Annotated in this window: 15 protein-coding genes; 4 read left to right on the top strand and 11 right to left on the bottom strand. The window is 33.7% G+C overall.

Annotated features, from left to right (window positions below; translation table 11 throughout):
* Positions 1–80 precede the first annotated feature (80 nt).
* Positions 81–539 carry an SsrA-binding protein SmpB gene (gene smpB, locus ACXAFS_RS08370; RefSeq protein ID WP_475306352.1) on the bottom strand — a complete coding sequence of 153 codons (459 nt, stop codon included), beginning with the start codon at positions 537–539 and terminating at the stop codon, positions 81–83.
* Positions 540–650: 111 nt separating this feature from the next.
* Between smpB and ACXAFS_RS08365 the strand changes: the two genes are divergently transcribed.
* A complete protein-coding gene (locus tag ACXAFS_RS08365; RefSeq protein ID WP_475306351.1) occupies positions 651–1406 on the top strand; it encodes a DUF6503 family protein in 756 nt (251 codons plus the stop codon).
* A 56-nt stretch (positions 1407–1462) separates the two neighbouring features.
* Here ACXAFS_RS08365 and ACXAFS_RS08360 read toward each other — a convergent pair whose 3' ends face one another.
* The 8 genes from ACXAFS_RS08360 to deoC all read right to left on the bottom strand — a co-directional run bounded on the left by ACXAFS_RS08360 (position 1463) and on the right by deoC (position 8934).
* Positions 1463–2236, bottom strand: a complete 774-nt coding sequence (locus tag ACXAFS_RS08360; protein ID WP_475306350.1) for an SDR family oxidoreductase — start codon at positions 2234–2236, stop codon at positions 1463–1465.
* A gap of 31 nt (positions 2237–2267) precedes the next feature.
* Complete coding sequence (locus ACXAFS_RS08355) at positions 2268–3554, bottom strand: ATP-binding protein (RefSeq protein WP_475306349.1); 1287 nt, start codon at positions 3552–3554, stop codon at positions 2268–2270.
* 51 nt (positions 3555–3605) lie between these two features.
* Positions 3606–4841, bottom strand: coding sequence for a glycosyltransferase family 2 protein (locus tag ACXAFS_RS08350; protein WP_475306348.1), 1236 nt, complete (start codon positions 4839–4841; stop codon positions 3606–3608).
* 2 nt (positions 4842–4843) lie between these two features.
* Positions 4844–5671, bottom strand: coding sequence for an SMP-30/gluconolactonase/LRE family protein (locus tag ACXAFS_RS08345; protein WP_475306347.1), 828 nt, complete (start codon positions 5669–5671; stop codon positions 4844–4846).
* A gap of 10 nt (positions 5672–5681) precedes the next feature.
* Positions 5682–6428: an SDR family NAD(P)-dependent oxidoreductase gene (locus ACXAFS_RS08340; RefSeq protein ID WP_475306346.1), complete on the bottom strand. Its 747-nt coding sequence runs from the start codon at positions 6426–6428 to the stop codon at positions 5682–5684.
* A 143-nt stretch (positions 6429–6571) separates the two neighbouring features.
* Positions 6572–7462 (bottom strand): histidine phosphatase family protein, encoded by an 891-nt coding sequence (locus tag ACXAFS_RS08335; protein ID WP_475306345.1) that lies wholly within the window; start codon positions 7460–7462, stop codon positions 6572–6574.
* 82 nt (positions 7463–7544) lie between these two features.
* Complete coding sequence (gene deoD / locus ACXAFS_RS08330; RefSeq protein ID WP_475306344.1) at positions 7545–8243, bottom strand: purine-nucleoside phosphorylase; 699 nt, start codon at positions 8241–8243, stop codon at positions 7545–7547.
* 28 nt (positions 8244–8271) lie between these two features.
* On the bottom strand, positions 8272–8934 hold the full coding sequence (gene deoC, locus ACXAFS_RS08325) for a deoxyribose-phosphate aldolase (RefSeq protein WP_475306343.1): 663 nt from the start codon (positions 8932–8934) through the stop codon (positions 8272–8274).
* Positions 8935–9269: 335 nt separating this feature from the next.
* Between deoC and ACXAFS_RS08320 the strand changes: the two genes are divergently transcribed.
* Positions 9270–9890, top strand: coding sequence for an OmpW/AlkL family protein (locus ACXAFS_RS08320; RefSeq protein WP_475306342.1), 621 nt, complete (start codon positions 9270–9272; stop codon positions 9888–9890).
* A gap of 51 nt (positions 9891–9941) precedes the next feature.
* Here ACXAFS_RS08320 and ACXAFS_RS08315 read toward each other — a convergent pair whose 3' ends face one another.
* Both ACXAFS_RS08315 and clpB read right to left on the bottom strand, forming a co-directional pair.
* Positions 9942–10805, bottom strand: a complete 864-nt coding sequence (locus tag ACXAFS_RS08315) for a TraB/GumN family protein (protein WP_475306341.1) — start codon at positions 10803–10805, stop codon at positions 9942–9944.
* A gap of 166 nt (positions 10806–10971) precedes the next feature.
* Positions 10972–13578 carry an ATP-dependent chaperone ClpB gene (clpB, locus tag ACXAFS_RS08310; protein ID WP_475306340.1) on the bottom strand — a complete coding sequence of 869 codons (2607 nt, stop codon included), beginning with the start codon at positions 13576–13578 and terminating at the stop codon, positions 10972–10974.
* Between the two features lie 378 nt (positions 13579–13956).
* Here clpB and ytxJ point away from each other — a divergent pair, with 378 nt between their 5' ends.
* Together ytxJ and ACXAFS_RS08300 are read left to right on the top strand one after the other, a co-directional pair.
* Positions 13957–14334: a bacillithiol system redox-active protein YtxJ gene (gene ytxJ / locus ACXAFS_RS08305; RefSeq protein ID WP_475306339.1), complete on the top strand. Its 378-nt coding sequence runs from the start codon at positions 13957–13959 to the stop codon at positions 14332–14334.
* 75 nt (positions 14335–14409) lie between these two features.
* Positions 14410–17277: an ELWxxDGT repeat protein gene (locus ACXAFS_RS08300; protein WP_475306338.1), complete on the top strand. Its 2868-nt coding sequence runs from the start codon at positions 14410–14412 to the stop codon at positions 17275–17277.
* Positions 17278–17331: the final 54 nt, after the last annotated feature.

Raw genomic sequence — 17331 nt, 5'->3', positions numbered from 1 at the left:
ATTTTACCAATAATGGTTGCCTGTAAATGCATCAAACTTAGAGTAAAATGAAATATTTAAAAGTTATAGCAATCCTAAAGTTATCGAAAACTTTTCTTAATACGGTCTAAATTACGCTTATTGTCACGGTCTTTTATGGTCTCGCGCTTATCGTAGAGTTTTTTACCTTTTCCTAAAGCAATTTCTAGTTTTGCTAGTCCTTTTTCGTTAATGAATAGACGTAGTGGAATAATAGCATTTCCTTTGACGTTAACTTCTTTTTCAAGCTTTTTAAGTTCCCGTTTATTAAGCAATAATTTACGCTCAGCTTTAGGTTTGTGGTTGTAGTAGTTACCAAAGGCATACTCTTCTATGGTCATGTTTATAACAAACAATTCTCCACGCTCATTAAATTCGCAAAAACTTTCGGCAATAGAAGCTTTACTGGCTCTAATAGATTTTATCTCAGTACCAGTTAAAACAATTCCAGCAGTATACTTGTCTAGTATTTCATACTGAAACTTAGCCTTTTTGTTAAGTATGTTAACCTTTTTTTGCATAGTTGGCAAAGATAGTTGTTAAAGTAAGAAGTACAAAGTACAAAAGTATCAAGTATACATTATTGTAAACTATTACTTAGTTTTACGACTTTAAGAGCCTAATTCGTTATTATGAAAAATTTATACTTGGTTTTATTTGGCTTAATACTTTTTAACTGTAAGGAAGATAAAGTTGAAATCAAACTTTCTGCAGATGCAATTGTAACCAAATCAATAGAAAAATCTGGAGGTGAAGCCTTTGATAATTCTGTAATACGATTCGATTTTAGAGATAAATTTTATGTAGCTAGGCGTGATAAAGGACAGTTTTCTTTAATACGAATGTTTAAAGATGATAACGATTCTGTTTTCGATTTGCTGACCAATAACAATTTTGATCGTTTTATAAATGACAGTCGTGTTATTCTAGAAGATAGTATGAAAGCTAAGTTCTCTGCATCTGTGAATTCTGTACATTATTTTTCGGTTTTACCGTATGGTTTAAATGTTGAAGCTGTTAACAAAACTTTATTGGGAGAAGAGCAAATTAAAGAAAAGAACTATTATAAAATTAAAATAACATTTAATCCAGATGGTGGAGGTGAGGATTATGAAGATGTGTTTGTGTTTTGGATTGATAATGAAAATTTTAAAGTTGATTATTTAGCGTATTCATATAATGAAGAAGATGGTGTAGGCATGCGTTTTAGAGAAGCGTTTAATGAAAGATATATTGAAGGAATTCGTTTTGTAGATTACAATAATTATAAGACTGAAAACAACGAATTAGAACTGTTTGATTTAGGTAAAGCCTTTAAAGAAAAGAAGCTAAAACTATTATCTAAAATTGAATTGAAAAACATTGAGGTTGAATTACTTAATCAGTAAATAAAAAAGGTGTTTCATCATATATGAAACACCTTTTTTATTTATAAAATAGTTACTTATCTACCTAAATAACCACCATCAACTGGGATTATAGTACCTGTAACATAGTCACTAGCAGATGAAGCTAAAAAGACTGTAAGCCCTTTTAAATCCTCACCAGTTCCCCAACGCTTCATTGGCACACGCATAAAGACCTCGTCAGTTCGTTTTTTGTCATTGATGATACCAGCATTTAATTGTGTGTCCATGTAACCAGGTGCAATAGCATTAACACAAATACCTTTAGCAGCTAAATCATTTGATAATGCTTTTGTTAACTGGCCAACACCACCTTTTGATGCTGCATATGCAGGAATTGTAATTCCGCCTAAGAAGCTCATTAATGATGCTACATTAATAATTTTTCCTCCATTGCCTTCAAGCATAGTATTGGCAGCATATTTACAGTAGTAGAACGTAGCATCTAGATTAATAGCTATAACCTTGCTCCATTCTTCTTCTGGAAATTGCTCACTAGGATAACGTCGTTGTATTCCTGCAGAATTCACTAAAATATCCAATTTGCCTTCAAGAATTTCTAAAGCTTTTTTATAAGAACTTTTGATTTCATCAATTTTGCTGACATCAGCTTTAACAGGCTCTACGTTGAGACCGTTAGCTTTTAAGTCTTTGCATAAATCGTACATTCTGTCGTCAATATCTATGACAACTACTTTAGCTCCAGCTTCTGCTAAAGCCTCTACCATTGCTTTGCCAAGGTCGCCTGCGCCTCCTACAACAATGGCATTTTTGTTTTCTAAACTAAATTTTTTTAAAACATTAATACTCATTTTTTAGTTGGATTGATTAGGGTTATTATAGTTAATGATGACTATAGTCATCGGTATTCCATAAATCTGTCCACTCCAATACCATATCCTCTCCGTTTTCGTCTCGGATATCTAATATGTTTTGAATGTCTAAAATGGTTTGGTTAGTTTCTGCAACCGAGTCAGAAACTGTGTAAATTCTATATAGTACTTGTCTTTCTGTACCAATCATAGCAGGTAATACTTCGTCTCCTTCTTTAAATCGCTCCACAACAAAAATTACATTCTTATGATTCTTAAGTTCTTCTAAACCTTTTATAGATGTGATTTTTCCAGCTTTTAAAAGTACCCAAACTGAACACGCTTTTTTACCTCGTAGCATATAATCGTTTTGTTCAGCAAAATTTTCATCACCAAATGCACCTGTTAAAGCAAAATTTAATAGCATATTTCTGTGGTCAAAACCGTTGATATGTGCTAAATGAATATGAGGTGCTTCTCCTTGTAATCTAAATCCTGGATCGTAACTGTAGAATATGCCATTTTCAACAAAAAACTGAACATTTAAAACACCGTTTTGAACTCCAGTGGCTTTAAATAACTCACTGAGTTTAGGGTGAACAGTATCAACAAATTGTTGCGCATATTTTGACGGATATAATGTAGCTAAGCCAATTGGGCTAGAGTTACCTTGTAATCTTGTTAAAGTTCTATCGTATACAGCAGATAAATAAGGAACACCATCTTTAAAAGTATAGTAAGCAGCCATATCATGACAGCTAGCATCCATATATTTTTCTACTAAGACTATTCCTTTTTTTGAGAATTGAAGAACGTTTTTTACGGTTTCATTATAGTCTTCTTCATCTCTACAAATTTTCATACCAACGCCTCCGCCACTGTCAACTGGTTTTACCATTAATGGTAGATCTACATTTTTAGGCTTCCTAATTGGTTCACCTTTTTTAAGATAGATACCTGGTATATCCAATACGCCATATTTTTCACAATAACGTTTATAACCGTCTTTGCTACAAAAAGCTTCAATAGTACCATCTGTTGCATAACAAGGCAAGCCAAGTCTCTCACAAATTTCTTTATAAGGTTTAACCAAAATATCAGCAACACCAACAAGTACAGCATCAACATTATTATCTTTGGCAACTTTTACAATACCATATATGTCAAAACCATCTATATCATAGGTTTCAGCAGCGAATTTTTTTGCAGGTGCATCAGGATTAGGGTCTATTACGATTGTATGCAGTCCCATATTGTTTGCAAATTCTACTAAAACACCTGTTTCTGGATTACCGCCAAGAATAATAATTTTCTTCATTTTCGTTGTTGTTTTTAAGGGTTATTAACTTTATGGGTTAGGGAATTATTATTAGTTTTTTTGATTGTATATGAAATTATTATCAAAGCCGATATCTTTTAGCAGGCTATTGATTTTTTCTTCGTCTGTATTTGTTTTAACAATTTTAGATTGATTAATACCCATCAGTTCTAATTCTTCTTTTAAAGACTTATGTGTTGAAGGGTTAATGGTAGCTATTATTAAATAATCAAATTCCTCATTGTAAATGCTACTGATAGGATTGACTGTGTTTTCTCCAATTTTTAAATCGTGATAATCCACATCGATCCATTTTACGATTTTAAAATAATCCGTTTTTAGATTGGTAGAAAGTATGTGCTGACCAAAGGAACCAGAACTATATACAACAATTTTTGAATCTTTTTCGGTATTTAAAAACGGATTGAACCAAGTATCGAACTGTTCATTGTATATAAGTCCACCAGACCTTACCAATATTTGTGAATAGAGGTAATAAGTTATTTGCGTATTTAGATTTTCCTCATCTAAAACATTGCTTAATTTAGTTTTAAGGAAATTCATTAAAAGTCCAAGTCTGTAGTATTCTGTCTTTGGATTTTCAACCGATTTTACAATAGAGTCGTGACGTTGTCTGTAATAATAAAGTGGAATTTTACTAATGACAAGTCGCTTTGTAAAAGCTAAGTACGAGTATGTAATAGCAGCATCTTCACCCATTACAACATCATTAGGAACGTCGTAAAGAACCTTTTCTAAAAGCGCTTTTTTAAAGAGTTTATTCCAAACATATGTAGACATGCCATGCTCACAGAACTCACCATTATATATGGCTTTTGATAAAATTTCAGATTTAATTTTATTTTCATCATAAAAACCAGGATTTTTTGGTTTTATGGTTTCAATTTTACCATCAAATTCTCTAAAATGACCAGTTACAACTAAATCAGCATCGTTAGCAATGGCTAATTTGTACAAGGTGTCTAGATAAAAATGATCTACCCAATCATCACCATCTACGTAAGCAATATGTGTTCCTGAAGCAGCTTCTAAACCAGCCTTTCTAGCTGATAATAATCCTCCGTTTGGTTTATGAATTACTATAATTCTGCTGTCATTTTTTGCGTAATCATCGCAAATTTGTGGACAATTATCAGGACTGCCATCATCTACCAATATTAATTCAAAGTCTTTAAATGACTGCTCTAACAGACTTTCAATACACTGCGCTAAGTATTTTTCTATACGATAAATAGGAACAATAACACTAATTTTTATAGAGCCCATACTTATATATCTTGATTTATTTCTATGTAAAATAATCCACTGCCATTTTCATAGCCTTTATTTTCGTCATTCTTGGCTGTTGTGATGTATAAATTTGATTTATCATCAAAACAACAAGACGTAACATTTGTATATGGAAGTGTTATTTCACTAATTTTTTTTCCTGTTGAAGGATTCCATTGCGAAACACAAGCGCCTCCCCATTCTGCAATCCATAGCATGCCTTTTTTGTCTATGCACATTCCGTCCGGACTGCCATCTCCATTAAACTCTATGACGTAATCAACAAACTCAACATTGCCTGTTTCAATATCATAATTGTATTTGGCTACTTTTTTAGTTGGTGTGTCAATAAAATAGAGTGTTTTATTGTCTTCTGTGAAAGCTAGTCCATTTGAAATAGTAGTATTTTCTATAATCACTTTAGATTCACCATTATAGTAAGAATACACATTTCCTATTCCGTTAATGACTTCTGGATAACCCATTGTGCCAATAATGTACCTGCCAACAGCATCTTCTATACCATCATTATAGCGCACATTATTGGGAATAGCTATTTGAAATTTGAAAGTAGATTTTAGGGTATTAAAATCTATTTCGTAAAATCCATTTTTTGAAGCTACTAGAACAACTTTGTTAGATACAACATAAACATTGCTTGTTGGAGAATCTTGTTTTATGCTTAAAATCTCTTTGGTATTAGGATTATAGCAATATACTAATCCTTCTAAGATTGAAACAAAATATAGCAGTTGATGTTTTGAATCGAAGATTGGGCCTTCAAACAGTTCGGCAGATTGGGAGAAGTAAATTAAGTGTTTTGTCATTACATGTTTCTTAAATAAATTCTCCTCCAGTTACTCTCATAATTGAACCTGTTGTCATTGCAGAATCATCTGAGATAAAATACATAACTGCTGGAACAGGGTCATTAGGAGTAAGCATTCTTCCCATCGGTATTATGGTGCTTGCATCGCTTTTTAATTGTTCTTCGCTTATGCCTTCTTGCTGGCGAAGTTGAAGTTCTCCTTCGGTACTGGTCCAGCCCATTACCAAATAGTTAGATCTTATTCCATATTTAGCATAGTGATGTGCAATATGAGTAGAAAGTGTGTATAATGTTCCTTTAGTTAAAGCATATGCTGTACGGTCTTCTTGACCATAATCCATATGAGCCGAACCAAAGAACACAACAGAACCACCTTTTTGTTCTATCATAGACCTTAAAACATGTTTCAGTAAAAAATATGGAGCCTTAAGATTAACATTGAAAACCTTATCATAGGTATCTTCGTCTGTGTCAATCAAAGACGCAACTGGTGTAATACCAGCATAGAGAATAAGTGCATCAATTTTTTTGAAACGTTTTATAGTTTCTTTGTAATAATCTTCAATACCATCAATAGATGTAAGATCAATTTTATGAAAATATAATTTGTCTTCGTTATTAGAGGATTCTATAATTTTTTTGGCATCTTCAGTATTTCTACCACAAAAAGCTACATTATATCCTTTTTTTAAACTGGCCTTAAGTATTTCTTTTCCAACACCTTTGGTGCCACCTAATAACATTACAGTTTTCATAAATAGTTTAAATCAATCTTTTCTAATTAATGTTCTCAAAACTAGTTATTTATTTTTAGAAATTAATTTTTTTATCTGTGTATTGATACTATTTACGGTAAATAGGTTAAATGCAAAAATATGGGTTAAATAGAGTTTAGATTTTATTCAATTTTTAGAAGTGTAGAACTCTCTGTATTATTAGAAATTGTTACAATGTATAGATTGGCATTATTGCTTTCGTCAATCTGATTATACTTTTTTTCGTTGAGTAGAGCATTAGTTAGCATAGGTGTAGTATTACTATGACCAACAACTAAAACCGTTTTTCCTTTAGTTTCTTTAATGAAATCTTCAAGTTTTAAATTTCTAGGATCATAAAAGGTAACATCTACATTATTTGCTTTGGCTGTAGGTTCTGCAGTTTCCTTAGTTCTGTTGTAATTGGTAGAGTAGACCATATCAAACTTAACATCTCCAAAAACTGTTGTCCAGTTTTCTGCACGTTTTTTACCTTCTTCTGTTAAATGTGGATCTTTATTTGTTTTGTCAGATTCGTCTTTTTCTGCATGTCTAATGAGGTAGTAAGTTGTAGTTTTTTGCTCTTCTTTAAATTTTTCTTCAAAAGGGCCTTCCCAAATTACTTGTTCTATCATCCATTTTCCTTCATCTTTTGATAAAAGTATATAGTCCAAACCCCAAAACCCTGTGACTTTTGCCGAAGCAATATGATTACTTATCTCTAATACCTTAACACTTCGCATCTTTGTTTCGGTAGTTATTCTACCTTTTTCTTTGAAGCTTTGTGCCATTTTGAGAGCATTCTCATAGGTCAATTGTTCGTAATATTCATATTCACCAGTATCTTTATTTTTCCAATAACCGAATTTATATAGTCTAGGTTTTAGAGCAACTTTGAGTTTAAGGGTGTCTCCTTGGTAAAAACCATCAATATAATTGTTAAGAGTGATTTCGATTTGCTCTTTGTCAGAGCTTTCTTGTGCAGATAGGTTAATGAATAAAAATAGTGATAGCGTAATAAATAAAGATTTCATTTTTTGAAAGATGATTGATTAAACCTCTCAAAAATAGACTAGAAAATCTGATTTTCTTAAAAAAAGTATGTTAAATGCCTTCTTAAGCTAACTCTAAAGCAATTTCAATCATGCTCTTAAATGTTGTTTCTCGCTCTTTACTTGTAGTTTTTTCTCCTGTAACCAAGGAGTCCGAAATAGTGAGTATGGCTAACGCATTAACATTATGTTTAGCAGCTACTGTATAAAGACCAGCAGCTTCCATTTCTACACAGAGTACACCAAATTTAGACCACTTTTTGTAGGATTCTATGTTGTCTTCGTAAAATTCGTCTGAGGATAAAACATTACCAGCATGTATAGGAATGTTCTTAGCTTCGGCAGCCTTTACAGCCTTTAGGAATAAACCAAAATCTGCTGTAGGTGCATAATCTGCACCACCAAAACGTAATTCGTTAACACCAGATGTAGAGGATGCTGCCATTGCTAAAACGACATCTCTAATTTTTACATTTTCTTGATATGAACCAGCACTACCAACTCTTATTAAGTTTTTTACACCAAAGTCTTTTATAAGCTCATTAGCATAGATAGAAATACTTGGTATTCCCATGCCAGAACCCATTGTAGATACACGCTTACCTTTGTAAGTGCCTGTATATCCATACATACCTCTTACTTCATTAAAGCAAACAGGATTTTCAAAAAAAGTTTCCGCAATCCATTTTGCTCTTAATGGATCGCCTGGTAATAAAATAGTTTCTGCAATATCGCCTTTCTTGGCACCAATGTGTACACTCATGCCGTAAAGTTAAGCAAAGCGTTTTAAACTAGTAAGAAGAATTTGATGTTTGATTATTCATCATGGCAACACCAGACGAAGCACCAATTCTGTGAACACCAACTTCTATATATTTTAAAGCAGTTTCAGCGTCTCTAATACCACCAGAAGCTTTAATTTTTAATTGGTCTTTTACGGTCTTTTTCATAATTTTTACTGCTGTAAGCGTAGCGCCACTTTTAGAAAAGCCTGTTGATGTTTTTACAAAATCAGCTTTAGCATCTACACAGATTTCACAAGCCTTTACGATTTCGTTTTTAGAAAGTTCACTAATTTCTAAAATAACTTTTAGAGGTATTAATCCAATAGCACGTTTTACATCGCTGATATCTTTTAGTACTGCAACGTAGTTTTTACTTTTAAGACGCCCAATATTCATCACCATATCAATTTCAGTAGCACCTTGCTCTATTGCCTTTTTGGCTTCAAAAATCTTAGCTTCTGTAGACATTGCACCAAGTGGAAAACCAACAACAGTACAAACTTTTACTTCAGATCGTCCTAAGGCTTGTTTTGCAATAGGTACGTAACAACTGTTTACACAAACAGAGTAAAAATTATATTTCATTGCTTCTTCACAAAGTCTAAGTATATCTGATTCTGTTGCTGAGGGACTTAATAAGGTGTGATCTATATATTTGTTCAATTCCATGTTTTGTATAAGTAGGGTTTATTAAATAATTAACTATAGTAATTCCCTAGTTTTGGAGGGAAAACTATAACAAGTTTAATCGTTTCTTAAGTATGGTTGGAATTAAATAGCTCGACAAAATTAATAATAAATCCGTTAAAATGCACAACGTAAATTGAAATTAATTATGCATTTCATCGAAAAAAATTTTTCTGTTTGCAATTGGGTCTAATTGAATAACTTAACTGAGATGATTCCTTATTTGTTAAGGAAGTGAAACTTAAGTTTACATGATATTTATCAGTATTTAAGGTTTTTTAAGCATTTATTTTTGTGGGAAACTTAAATATTTTAACATGAAAAATTTATTATTATTTGCTTTATTAATAGGATTAACATTTAACCTAAACGCACAAGATACAGATGCTACTGACGATTATAATAAGTGGCAAGCACGTTTAAGATTAATTTCTGTAATACCTTCTCCAGGTGATGATATTGATGGTGCTGATGTAGATTTAAGTACAGCGTTTGTGCCAGAACTAGATTTCACTTATTTCTTTTCTAAAAATTGGGCAGCTGAATTAATACTTGGTACAGCAAAGCATGATGTAGATTTAGATATCGATGGTGGTGGATCTGTAGATTTAGGTCATGTTTGGTTATTACCTCCAACCTTAAATTTACAATACCATTTTTATGCTGACGATTTTAAACCATATGTAGGTGCAGGTATTAATTATACTATTTTTTATGGTGTTGATGAAGGTGATTTAGATGATATAGAATATGACAATGCTTTAGGTTTCTCTTTACAAGCTGGTTTAGATTACAACTTAAATGATAAGTGGTTTTTAAATTTAGATATAAAGAAATTATTCCTTAAAACAGATGTAACCGTAAATGGAGATCCTGACACTGCAGAAGTAAATATCGACCCACTAATTATTGGACTTGGTGTTGGTATGAAGTTCTAAGTATAAACAATTATTTATTTAAAAAAAAAGAGCCGTTCAAGGCTCTTTTTTTTATTCGACAACAGCGGTTACTGTATAACCTGCATCTCTAAGAAGATTAATTACGCCATCATCACCTGCTAAATGACCAGCTCCAACACCAAAAAATGTTGGCTGATCTTTAGCAAATTTGCCAATTTTAGAAATCCAGTTTTTATTTCTTTGCTTTAGCAGTATGTCTTGATGATCGGAAACTGTTTTGTTGTTTTCGTCATCCATCATGTCCAATAAAGCAGTAATATCTTCACTCTCATAGACTTTCAGCATTTTAGAAAACGTATCCTTGTCATATTCTAAATTATCTTTTGCCATGCGAACTAAATCTGCATACTGATCTTCTAAAGGAATATCATCAAACACTTTTAGTTGCTCTTCAATGGTTTCAAGACCATAGATTTCTTCCTCTTGTTCCTTGGCTATTTTGGTAAGTTCAAGCTCAAAAGATTGCATAGGGCAGTCAATCATTTTTGGATAAAACATAGAGCTTAGAAAAAAAGGTTTTACATTTTCGAGCATTTTTACGGACATTTCCATATTGTTTATAAAAAGAGAATCAATCGTTTTATATTCTTCCTCTGACACAAAATCTTTTAATGTTTTACCATCTTTTAGATACATACCTTTCATCATTTTCATCTGCATACTAGGGTCGTCCATGTCTAGTTCCATTACAATTTGTGTGGTTTCATTTAATGCTTTTTTTACATCATCTTCTAATGTGGCATCGCAAGTAATATGAATAGTTCCGAATAAATAAGACGGATTTTCTAATCCGTTACCTTCAATTTTCCATAAAGTAGAATTTTCTAATTCTTGAGCGTTTATTAAAAAAATTGAAATTACAGTTACAACAAGTATCGATAAAATGCGTTTCATTATTAAATATTTAAAATTTAAACTGTTTGTAGTCTTACAGAACAATTTGTTACAAAAAGGAAAGCAACACGTCCAAAATCCGATAGCTTTTCGAATTTATTTCAGTGTTGCTTTAACCAACCAATCAATATAAAGACTCTTTACAGGCTATATTGTTACAGTCTGTTTATAACTCTTCTACAACTAAATCTCCTTGATTTCTAAAAACTAATTGTCCATCAAACTCATCAAGAAGGATAATGCTATCTGTAGTGACTTTACCAGCCAAAATTTCCTTACTTAACTGATTCAGAACTTCTTTTTGTATCACGCGTTTTACAGGTCTTGCACCATATTCTGGATTGTAGCCTTTATCTGCTAAATACGCTTTTGCTTCTGGTGTAGCATCAAATGTAATGCCTTGTTGCGCAATCATTTTTGTTACACCTTTAAGTTGAAGGTCTACAATGGATACAATGTTTTCTTTTGTTAATGGTGTAAACATTATAGTGTCATCGATACGGTTTAAAAACTCTGGTCTTACGCTTTGTTTTAACAGGCCTAATACATCAACTTTGGCTGCTTCCATAGCAGATTCTATATCCTTGGTAGCCTCAAAACGCTCTTGTATAATGTGGCTTCCCATATTTGAGGTCATGATGATGATGGTATTTTTGAAATCAGCAATGCGACCTTTATTGTCCGTTAATCGTCCTTCATCCAATACTTGTAACAAAATGTTGAAGGTATCTGGATGTGCTTTTTCAATCTCATCTAACAGTACTACAGAATACGGTTTACGTCTTACAGCTTCTGTTAACTGACCACCTTCGTCATAACCTACGTATCCTGGAGGTGCACCAACCAATCGACTTACTGCATGTCGTTCTTGATATTCACTCATATCTATACGTGTCATGGCATTTTCATCATCAAATAAGTATTCTGCCAATGCTTTTGCCAATTCTGTTTTACCAACACCAGTAGTACCTAGGAACAAGAATGTGCCAATTGGTTTTTGTGGGTTTTGTAAACCAGCTCTAGATCTTCGTACAGCATCACTCACAGCTTCAATAGCTTCTTCTTGGCCAACGACACGCTTGTGTAGTTCGTCTTCAAGTTTAAGTAGCTTTTCTCGCTCGCTCTGTATCATTTTAGTTACAGGAATGCCTGTCCATTTCGCCACAACATCAGCTACATCTTCATAAGTGACTTCCTCTTTAATTAAGGCTGTTTCTTGCTGTTCTGCGAGTTGTTTTTGGTATGCTTCAAGCTTTTCAGTAGCTTCTTTTATTTTTCCGTAACGGATTTCAGCAACCTTGCCATAATCACCTTCACGCTCTGCGCGTTCGGCTTCTAGCTTATAGTTTTCAATTTCTTGTTTTATATTCTGAACGTTTTCAACTGTTTCTTTTTCAGATTTCCATTTGGCATTAAGTTCGTTTCGTTCTTCTTTAAGATTTGCCAATTCTGCCTTTAAGGCCTTTAATTTGGTTTCATCTTTTTCACGTTTAAGAGCTTCGTGCTCAATTTCAAGTTGCATAATCTTACGGTCTAGAACATCTAATTCCTCTGGTTTAGAGTTGATTTCCATACGTAATTTAGAAGCCGCTTCATCCATAAGGTCAATCGCCTTGTCTGGTAAGAAACGATTGGTAATATAGCGGTTAGATAATTCCACAGCACCAATAATGGCTTCGTCCTTAATTCGTACTTTGTGGTGTGCTTCGTACTTTTCCTTAATACCACGAAGTATTGAGATAGCACTCTCAGTATCTGGTTCATTAACCGTTACCTTTTGGAAACGTCTTTCTAATGCCTTGTCTTGCTCAAAATATTTTTGGTACTCATCTAATGTCGTTGCACCAATAGCTCTTAGTTCACCACGCGCTAAAGCAGGTTTTAAGATATTTGCGGCATCCATAGCACCTTGGCCACCACCTGCACCAACTAGTGTGTGGATTTCATCAATGAATAGCACAATGTCGCCTTCACTTGTGGTTACTTCTTTGATAACGGCTTTTAGGCGTTCTTCAAATTCACCTTTATATTTAGCACCTGCAATTAATGCTCCCATATCTAGCGCAAATATTTGCTTGTCTTTAAGATTTTCAGGAACATCACCATCTATAATTCTGTGCGCTAAACCTTCTGCAATGGCTGTTTTACCAGTACCAGGTTCACCAACCAAAATAGGATTGTTTTTAGTTCTACGAGACAGGATTTGAAGTATTCTACGAATTTCTTCATCTCTACCAATAACTGGGTCTAGCTTACCATCTTGCGCTAATTGGTTAAGGTTTTTAGCGTATTTATTTAAAGAATTATAAGTTTCCTCTTGACTTTGAGACGTCACTCTATCTCCTTTACGCAGTTCTTCAATGGCTGAGTTAAGGCCTTTCTCTGTAACACCTTGATCTTTCAGAATTTGGGCAATTTTGCTCTTAGATTTAAAAATAGCCAAGATTAAATGCTCAATAGATACGTAGTCGTCATTCATCTTTTTAGCGATGATTGACGCTTCGTTTAACGCTTTACTAGCCTCTCTTGAAATCATTAGCTCTGCACCAGAGACTTTAGCAAAACTCTGTATCTCTTTGTCCAATATTTGTTGTAATAAAGACACATTAACATTCAGCTTTTTAAGGATGAATGGTAACACATTCTCATCAACTTCAAAGAGCGCTTTAAAGATATGCTCGTTTTCTATTTGTTGATGACCAAAGCCTTGTGCAAGCTGCTGCGCTTGCTGTATGGCTTCTTGCGATTTTATTGTATAATTATTAAAGTTCATCTTTTTATTTATTAATCAATTTTTTTGTTGTGTTTGACTATCTTTATTCAATTATCTTACCATTTCAATTTGATAAGATAAAAACGACAAAATGACTGAATTTATTAGGATTGTAGTGACTTTTTGTCTGTGTTTTGTTGTGGTTTGCCCATGGTTATCGTAGAGTGCTTACCCGAATTAACCCGAAGGAAACCCGAAGGAGAGCCGGAGGAGACCCGAAGGAGCTACGGGTGAAGCAGCTGTTTGAGGTTATGGTGGTTTTCGGTACAAAATGCTGGCGTATTTCACTCGAACTGACGAAGATTTTGGTTTAAAAGGTTCTCGATACAAAATGCTAGCGCATTTCACTCGAACTGACGTTAAAATTAAATTTTAAACATGTTTAAGAAATTATTTGGTTCTCCTGAACCTAAAGAAGAAAAAATATTACCGTGGATTGCTCTAAATAGTATTGAGCAGCTTAATGAGATAGAAGAATGGTCTAAAGTAAAAACACAGCTTATTTTTAAGCACTCTACGCGTTGCGGTATTAGCAGAATGGTAATGAACCAGTTTGTTGCCGCTTACGACCTAGACCTTAATGTAGATTTATACTATTTAGATTTATTAAGTTATAGAGATGTCTCTAACGAGGTTGGTTATAAATTCCAAGTGATACATCAATCTCCGCAGCTTTTGATAATAAAAAATGGAGTAGTGGTGGCGCATGCGTCTCATGGTGCTATTAATGATTTGGATTTGAGTAGGTTTATCTAAAAATACGATGAATTACGTATAGGATTGAAGTTGTAACGGTTATAGTTTTACACTATAATTTAACATCAAGAAATCATGCGTAAAATTACTTTCCTTTTTATTTTAATAAGCTTTAGTGCCTTTGGGCAAGTTCAACTGGTTAAAGATATTTATACAGCTACGCAGAATAGTGTAGACTTAAATGCTGATAATACTTTTAACACACAAGGCTATGTGTCTATTGATGATGGTCTATTGGGTTATGAACTTTACAAGATTAATGAAACTAATAGTGGTATCGCTTTTATTAAGGATATCAATTTAGGTTGTGAATCTAGTAGGCCTCATAAATTTACAACGTTGCCAAATGGTAATACGCTATTTGTTGCTGATGATGGAATTTCTGGTATCGAATTATGGGTCACAGATGGTACCGAAAGTGGTACAATGATGTTACAGGACATACGAAGTGGTGATATAAGTTCTAATCCAAGTGATTTTGCAATCTTTAATGATGAGTTGTATTTTTCTGCCAATGACGGTGTAAACGGCCAAGAGTTATGGAAGTCAGATGGTACTACAGCGGGTACACAACTAGTAAAGGACGTTTATAGTGGTTCATCTAACGGTTTTGTTAGAAGAATTACACTTTACAACGGCGAACTGTATTTTTCTGCAAATTCGAGCGTAGGAACCGAACTTTGGAAAAGTGATGGCACAGATGCAGGAACAGTATTAGTAAAAGACATTAGGCCAGGAACTTCGGGAAGTAATCCAAATAATATCGTAGTAAGTAATGGGTTGCTTTTTTTCTCTGCAAATGATGGCTCTAATGGTACTGAATTATGGAAAAGTGATGGCACAAACTCTGGAACGACTTTGGTTAGGAATTTAACATCGGGAAGTTCTAGTACAAATTTTGTTCAATTGACAGATGTGGACGACACGCTTTACTTCGGAAGCAAAGGTGATTTGTACAAAAGCGATGGTACATTTTCGGGAACTGTGCTTGTAAAGGATGTAAATAATTCAACCGCCTTTGCAACAATAACTAACCTAACGGCATTCAATAACGAAGTTTACTTCTCGGGAAATAATAATACTGATGGTCAAGAGTTATGGAAAAGCGACGGTACTACAGCTGGGACAGTGCAGCTAAAAGATATACATATAGGAAATGATAACTCCAGCCCTTCGGACTTTATTGTACATGGTGGGAGCTTATATTTTAAGGCTGAGGATGGCGTAAACGGTACCGAACTTTGGATAACAGATGGTACAGAAAATGGTACGCTTTTGTTTAAGGACATTAACTTTGGTATTGGAAGTTCTAGTCCTAGAAAACCTTTTATATTAAATAATGAGCTTGTTTTTTTTGCAGACGACAATATTTCGGGTAATGAGTTATGGGTTTCGGACGGAACAGAAATGGGAACCACACTTATTGAAGATATGAATCTTATTACAAAAAATGCTACACCTCAAATCCATAATGTTATCGGAAGTCATATCTACTTTTCTGCTTTAGACGGAGCGTTTAATGATGAACTTTGGAAAACCGATGGAACAGAAGCAGGAACTGTAAGATTATTTGGTGCCGATAATTTCTATGGCGACCGTTACATAAGCTCAGTAGAAGAAATCAATGGTAAAATAGTTTTTAATGCAAGACAATTTGAAGAGGACGACGAACTATGGGTGTCTAACGGAAATGAAGACGATGCTACTTTGCTAAAAGATATTAATCCTGGAGTGGGTCGTGGGGCACTTCCACCTTTGGTAAAATTTAATAATGAATTGTATTTTTCGGGCAATGATGGTATAAACGGTTTTGAACTTTGGAAAACCGATGGAACAGAAATAGGTACAGTTCTTCTTAAGGATATTTTATCAGGAAGCGCATCCTCTCAACCCACATCTTTTCTTGTGTTTAACAATGAGTTATATTTTAGCGCATCCAATACGTTATGGAAAACAGACGGAACAAATTCTGGCACTGTACAAGTAAGCCCTTCAAGCAACATACTGTATCCTGCTAGATTGACAATAGTAGATAACACCTTGTACTTTGCAGCTTATAATGGAAGTTTGGGATTTGAATTATGGAAAACTGATGGTACTGACATGGGAACCACCTTGGTAAAGGATATTAGATCTGGAAGTATTTCTTCTAACCCTATGCATTTAATCGAAATGAACAACGAACTCTATTTTACAGCAGATGACGGAACAGGTATAGAACTGTGGAAATCTGACGGTACGGAATCAGGTACGCAAATGGTTAAAGATATTAATACCTCTGGAGGATATAATGGTATAAGCGGTTTAAAGGAATATAATAACGAACTGTATTTTAATGCTAATGATGCTTCGAACAATTATGAGTTATGGAAAAGCGATGGAACTGAAATAGGAACGGTTAAAGTAAAAGAAATCAATAGTACAGGAAGTGCCAATGTTTCTAATTTAGAGGTTTTTGATAATAAGTTATTATTTAGTGCAGAAGATTCTAATGGTGATCGTGAGCTATGGGTATCTGATGGAACTGAATTGGGAACTGAACTATTGTATGATGTTTTCTTAGGTGAAAAGAGCAGTAATCCCTATGATTTAACCGTGTTCAATAACGAACTTTATTTTGCGGCAACAGATGCAATTACTGGTACAGAGCTTAGAAAAATTAACATGGCTACTTTAGGTGTTGAAGAGGTTGATAATTTTGAGAAGACATCATTACAACTTTATCCAAACCCTGTGCAGTCTTATTTTTCATTAGAAATAATTAATTCTGAAGGAATTGATTCAGTATCACTTTTTGATATACAAGGGAAACAAGTATTAGAGTTTTCTAATTCAAGTATCGCGGCAAATAAGTATAATGTGCAACAAATTCCTCGAGGCATATATATAGTCAAAATTTATAATGGTCAATCCATTATAAGTAAAAAATTAATAAAGAGTTAATATCTAAAACACCTAAGCAATTATTGGGTCTTTAGTCTTTATAATCTCTGAAGA

The organism is Winogradskyella sp. ABM4_392 (assembly GCF_056160445.1).
The sequence above is the reverse complement of the archived record's forward strand: the minus strand, read 5'-3'. Positions and strand labels throughout refer to the sequence as shown.

Coding starts and splice junctions, on each gene's coding strand:
- smpB (WP_475306352.1), bottom strand. CDS start 539: ATGCAAAAAAAGGTTAACATACTTAACAAAAAGGCTAAGTTTCAGTAT.
- deoD (WP_475306344.1), bottom strand. CDS start 8,243: ATGAGTGTACACATTGGTGCCAAGAAAGGCGATATTGCAGAAACTATT.
- deoC (WP_475306343.1), bottom strand. CDS start 8,934: ATGGAATTGAACAAATATATAGATCACACCTTATTAAGTCCCTCAGCA.
- ACXAFS_RS08345 (WP_475306347.1), bottom strand. CDS start 5,671: ATGACAAAACACTTAATTTACTTCTCCCAATCTGCCGAACTGTTTGAA.
- ACXAFS_RS08340 (WP_475306346.1), bottom strand. CDS start 6,428: ATGAAAACTGTAATGTTATTAGGTGGCACCAAAGGTGTTGGAAAAGAA.
- ACXAFS_RS08315 (WP_475306341.1), bottom strand. CDS start 10,805: ATGAAACGCATTTTATCGATACTTGTTGTAACTGTAATTTCAATTTTT.
- ytxJ (WP_475306339.1), top strand. CDS start 13,957: ATGTTTAAGAAATTATTTGGTTCTCCTGAACCTAAAGAAGAAAAAATA.
- ACXAFS_RS08335 (WP_475306345.1), bottom strand. CDS start 7,462: ATGAAATCTTTATTTATTACGCTATCACTATTTTTATTCATTAACCTA.
- ACXAFS_RS08360 (WP_475306350.1), bottom strand. CDS start 2,236: ATGAGTATTAATGTTTTAAAAAAATTTAGTTTAGAAAACAAAAATGCC.
- clpB (WP_475306340.1), bottom strand. CDS start 13,578: ATGAACTTTAATAATTATACAATAAAATCGCAAGAAGCCATACAGCAA.
- ACXAFS_RS08300 (WP_475306338.1), top strand. CDS start 14,410: ATGCGTAAAATTACTTTCCTTTTTATTTTAATAAGCTTTAGTGCCTTT.
- ACXAFS_RS08365 (WP_475306351.1), top strand. CDS start 651: ATGAAAAATTTATACTTGGTTTTATTTGGCTTAATACTTTTTAACTGT.
- ACXAFS_RS08350 (WP_475306348.1), bottom strand. CDS start 4,841: ATGGGCTCTATAAAAATTAGTGTTATTGTTCCTATTTATCGTATAGAA.
- ACXAFS_RS08320 (WP_475306342.1), top strand. CDS start 9,270: ATGAAAAATTTATTATTATTTGCTTTATTAATAGGATTAACATTTAAC.
- ACXAFS_RS08355 (WP_475306349.1), bottom strand. CDS start 3,554: ATGAAGAAAATTATTATTCTTGGCGGTAATCCAGAAACAGGTGTTTTA.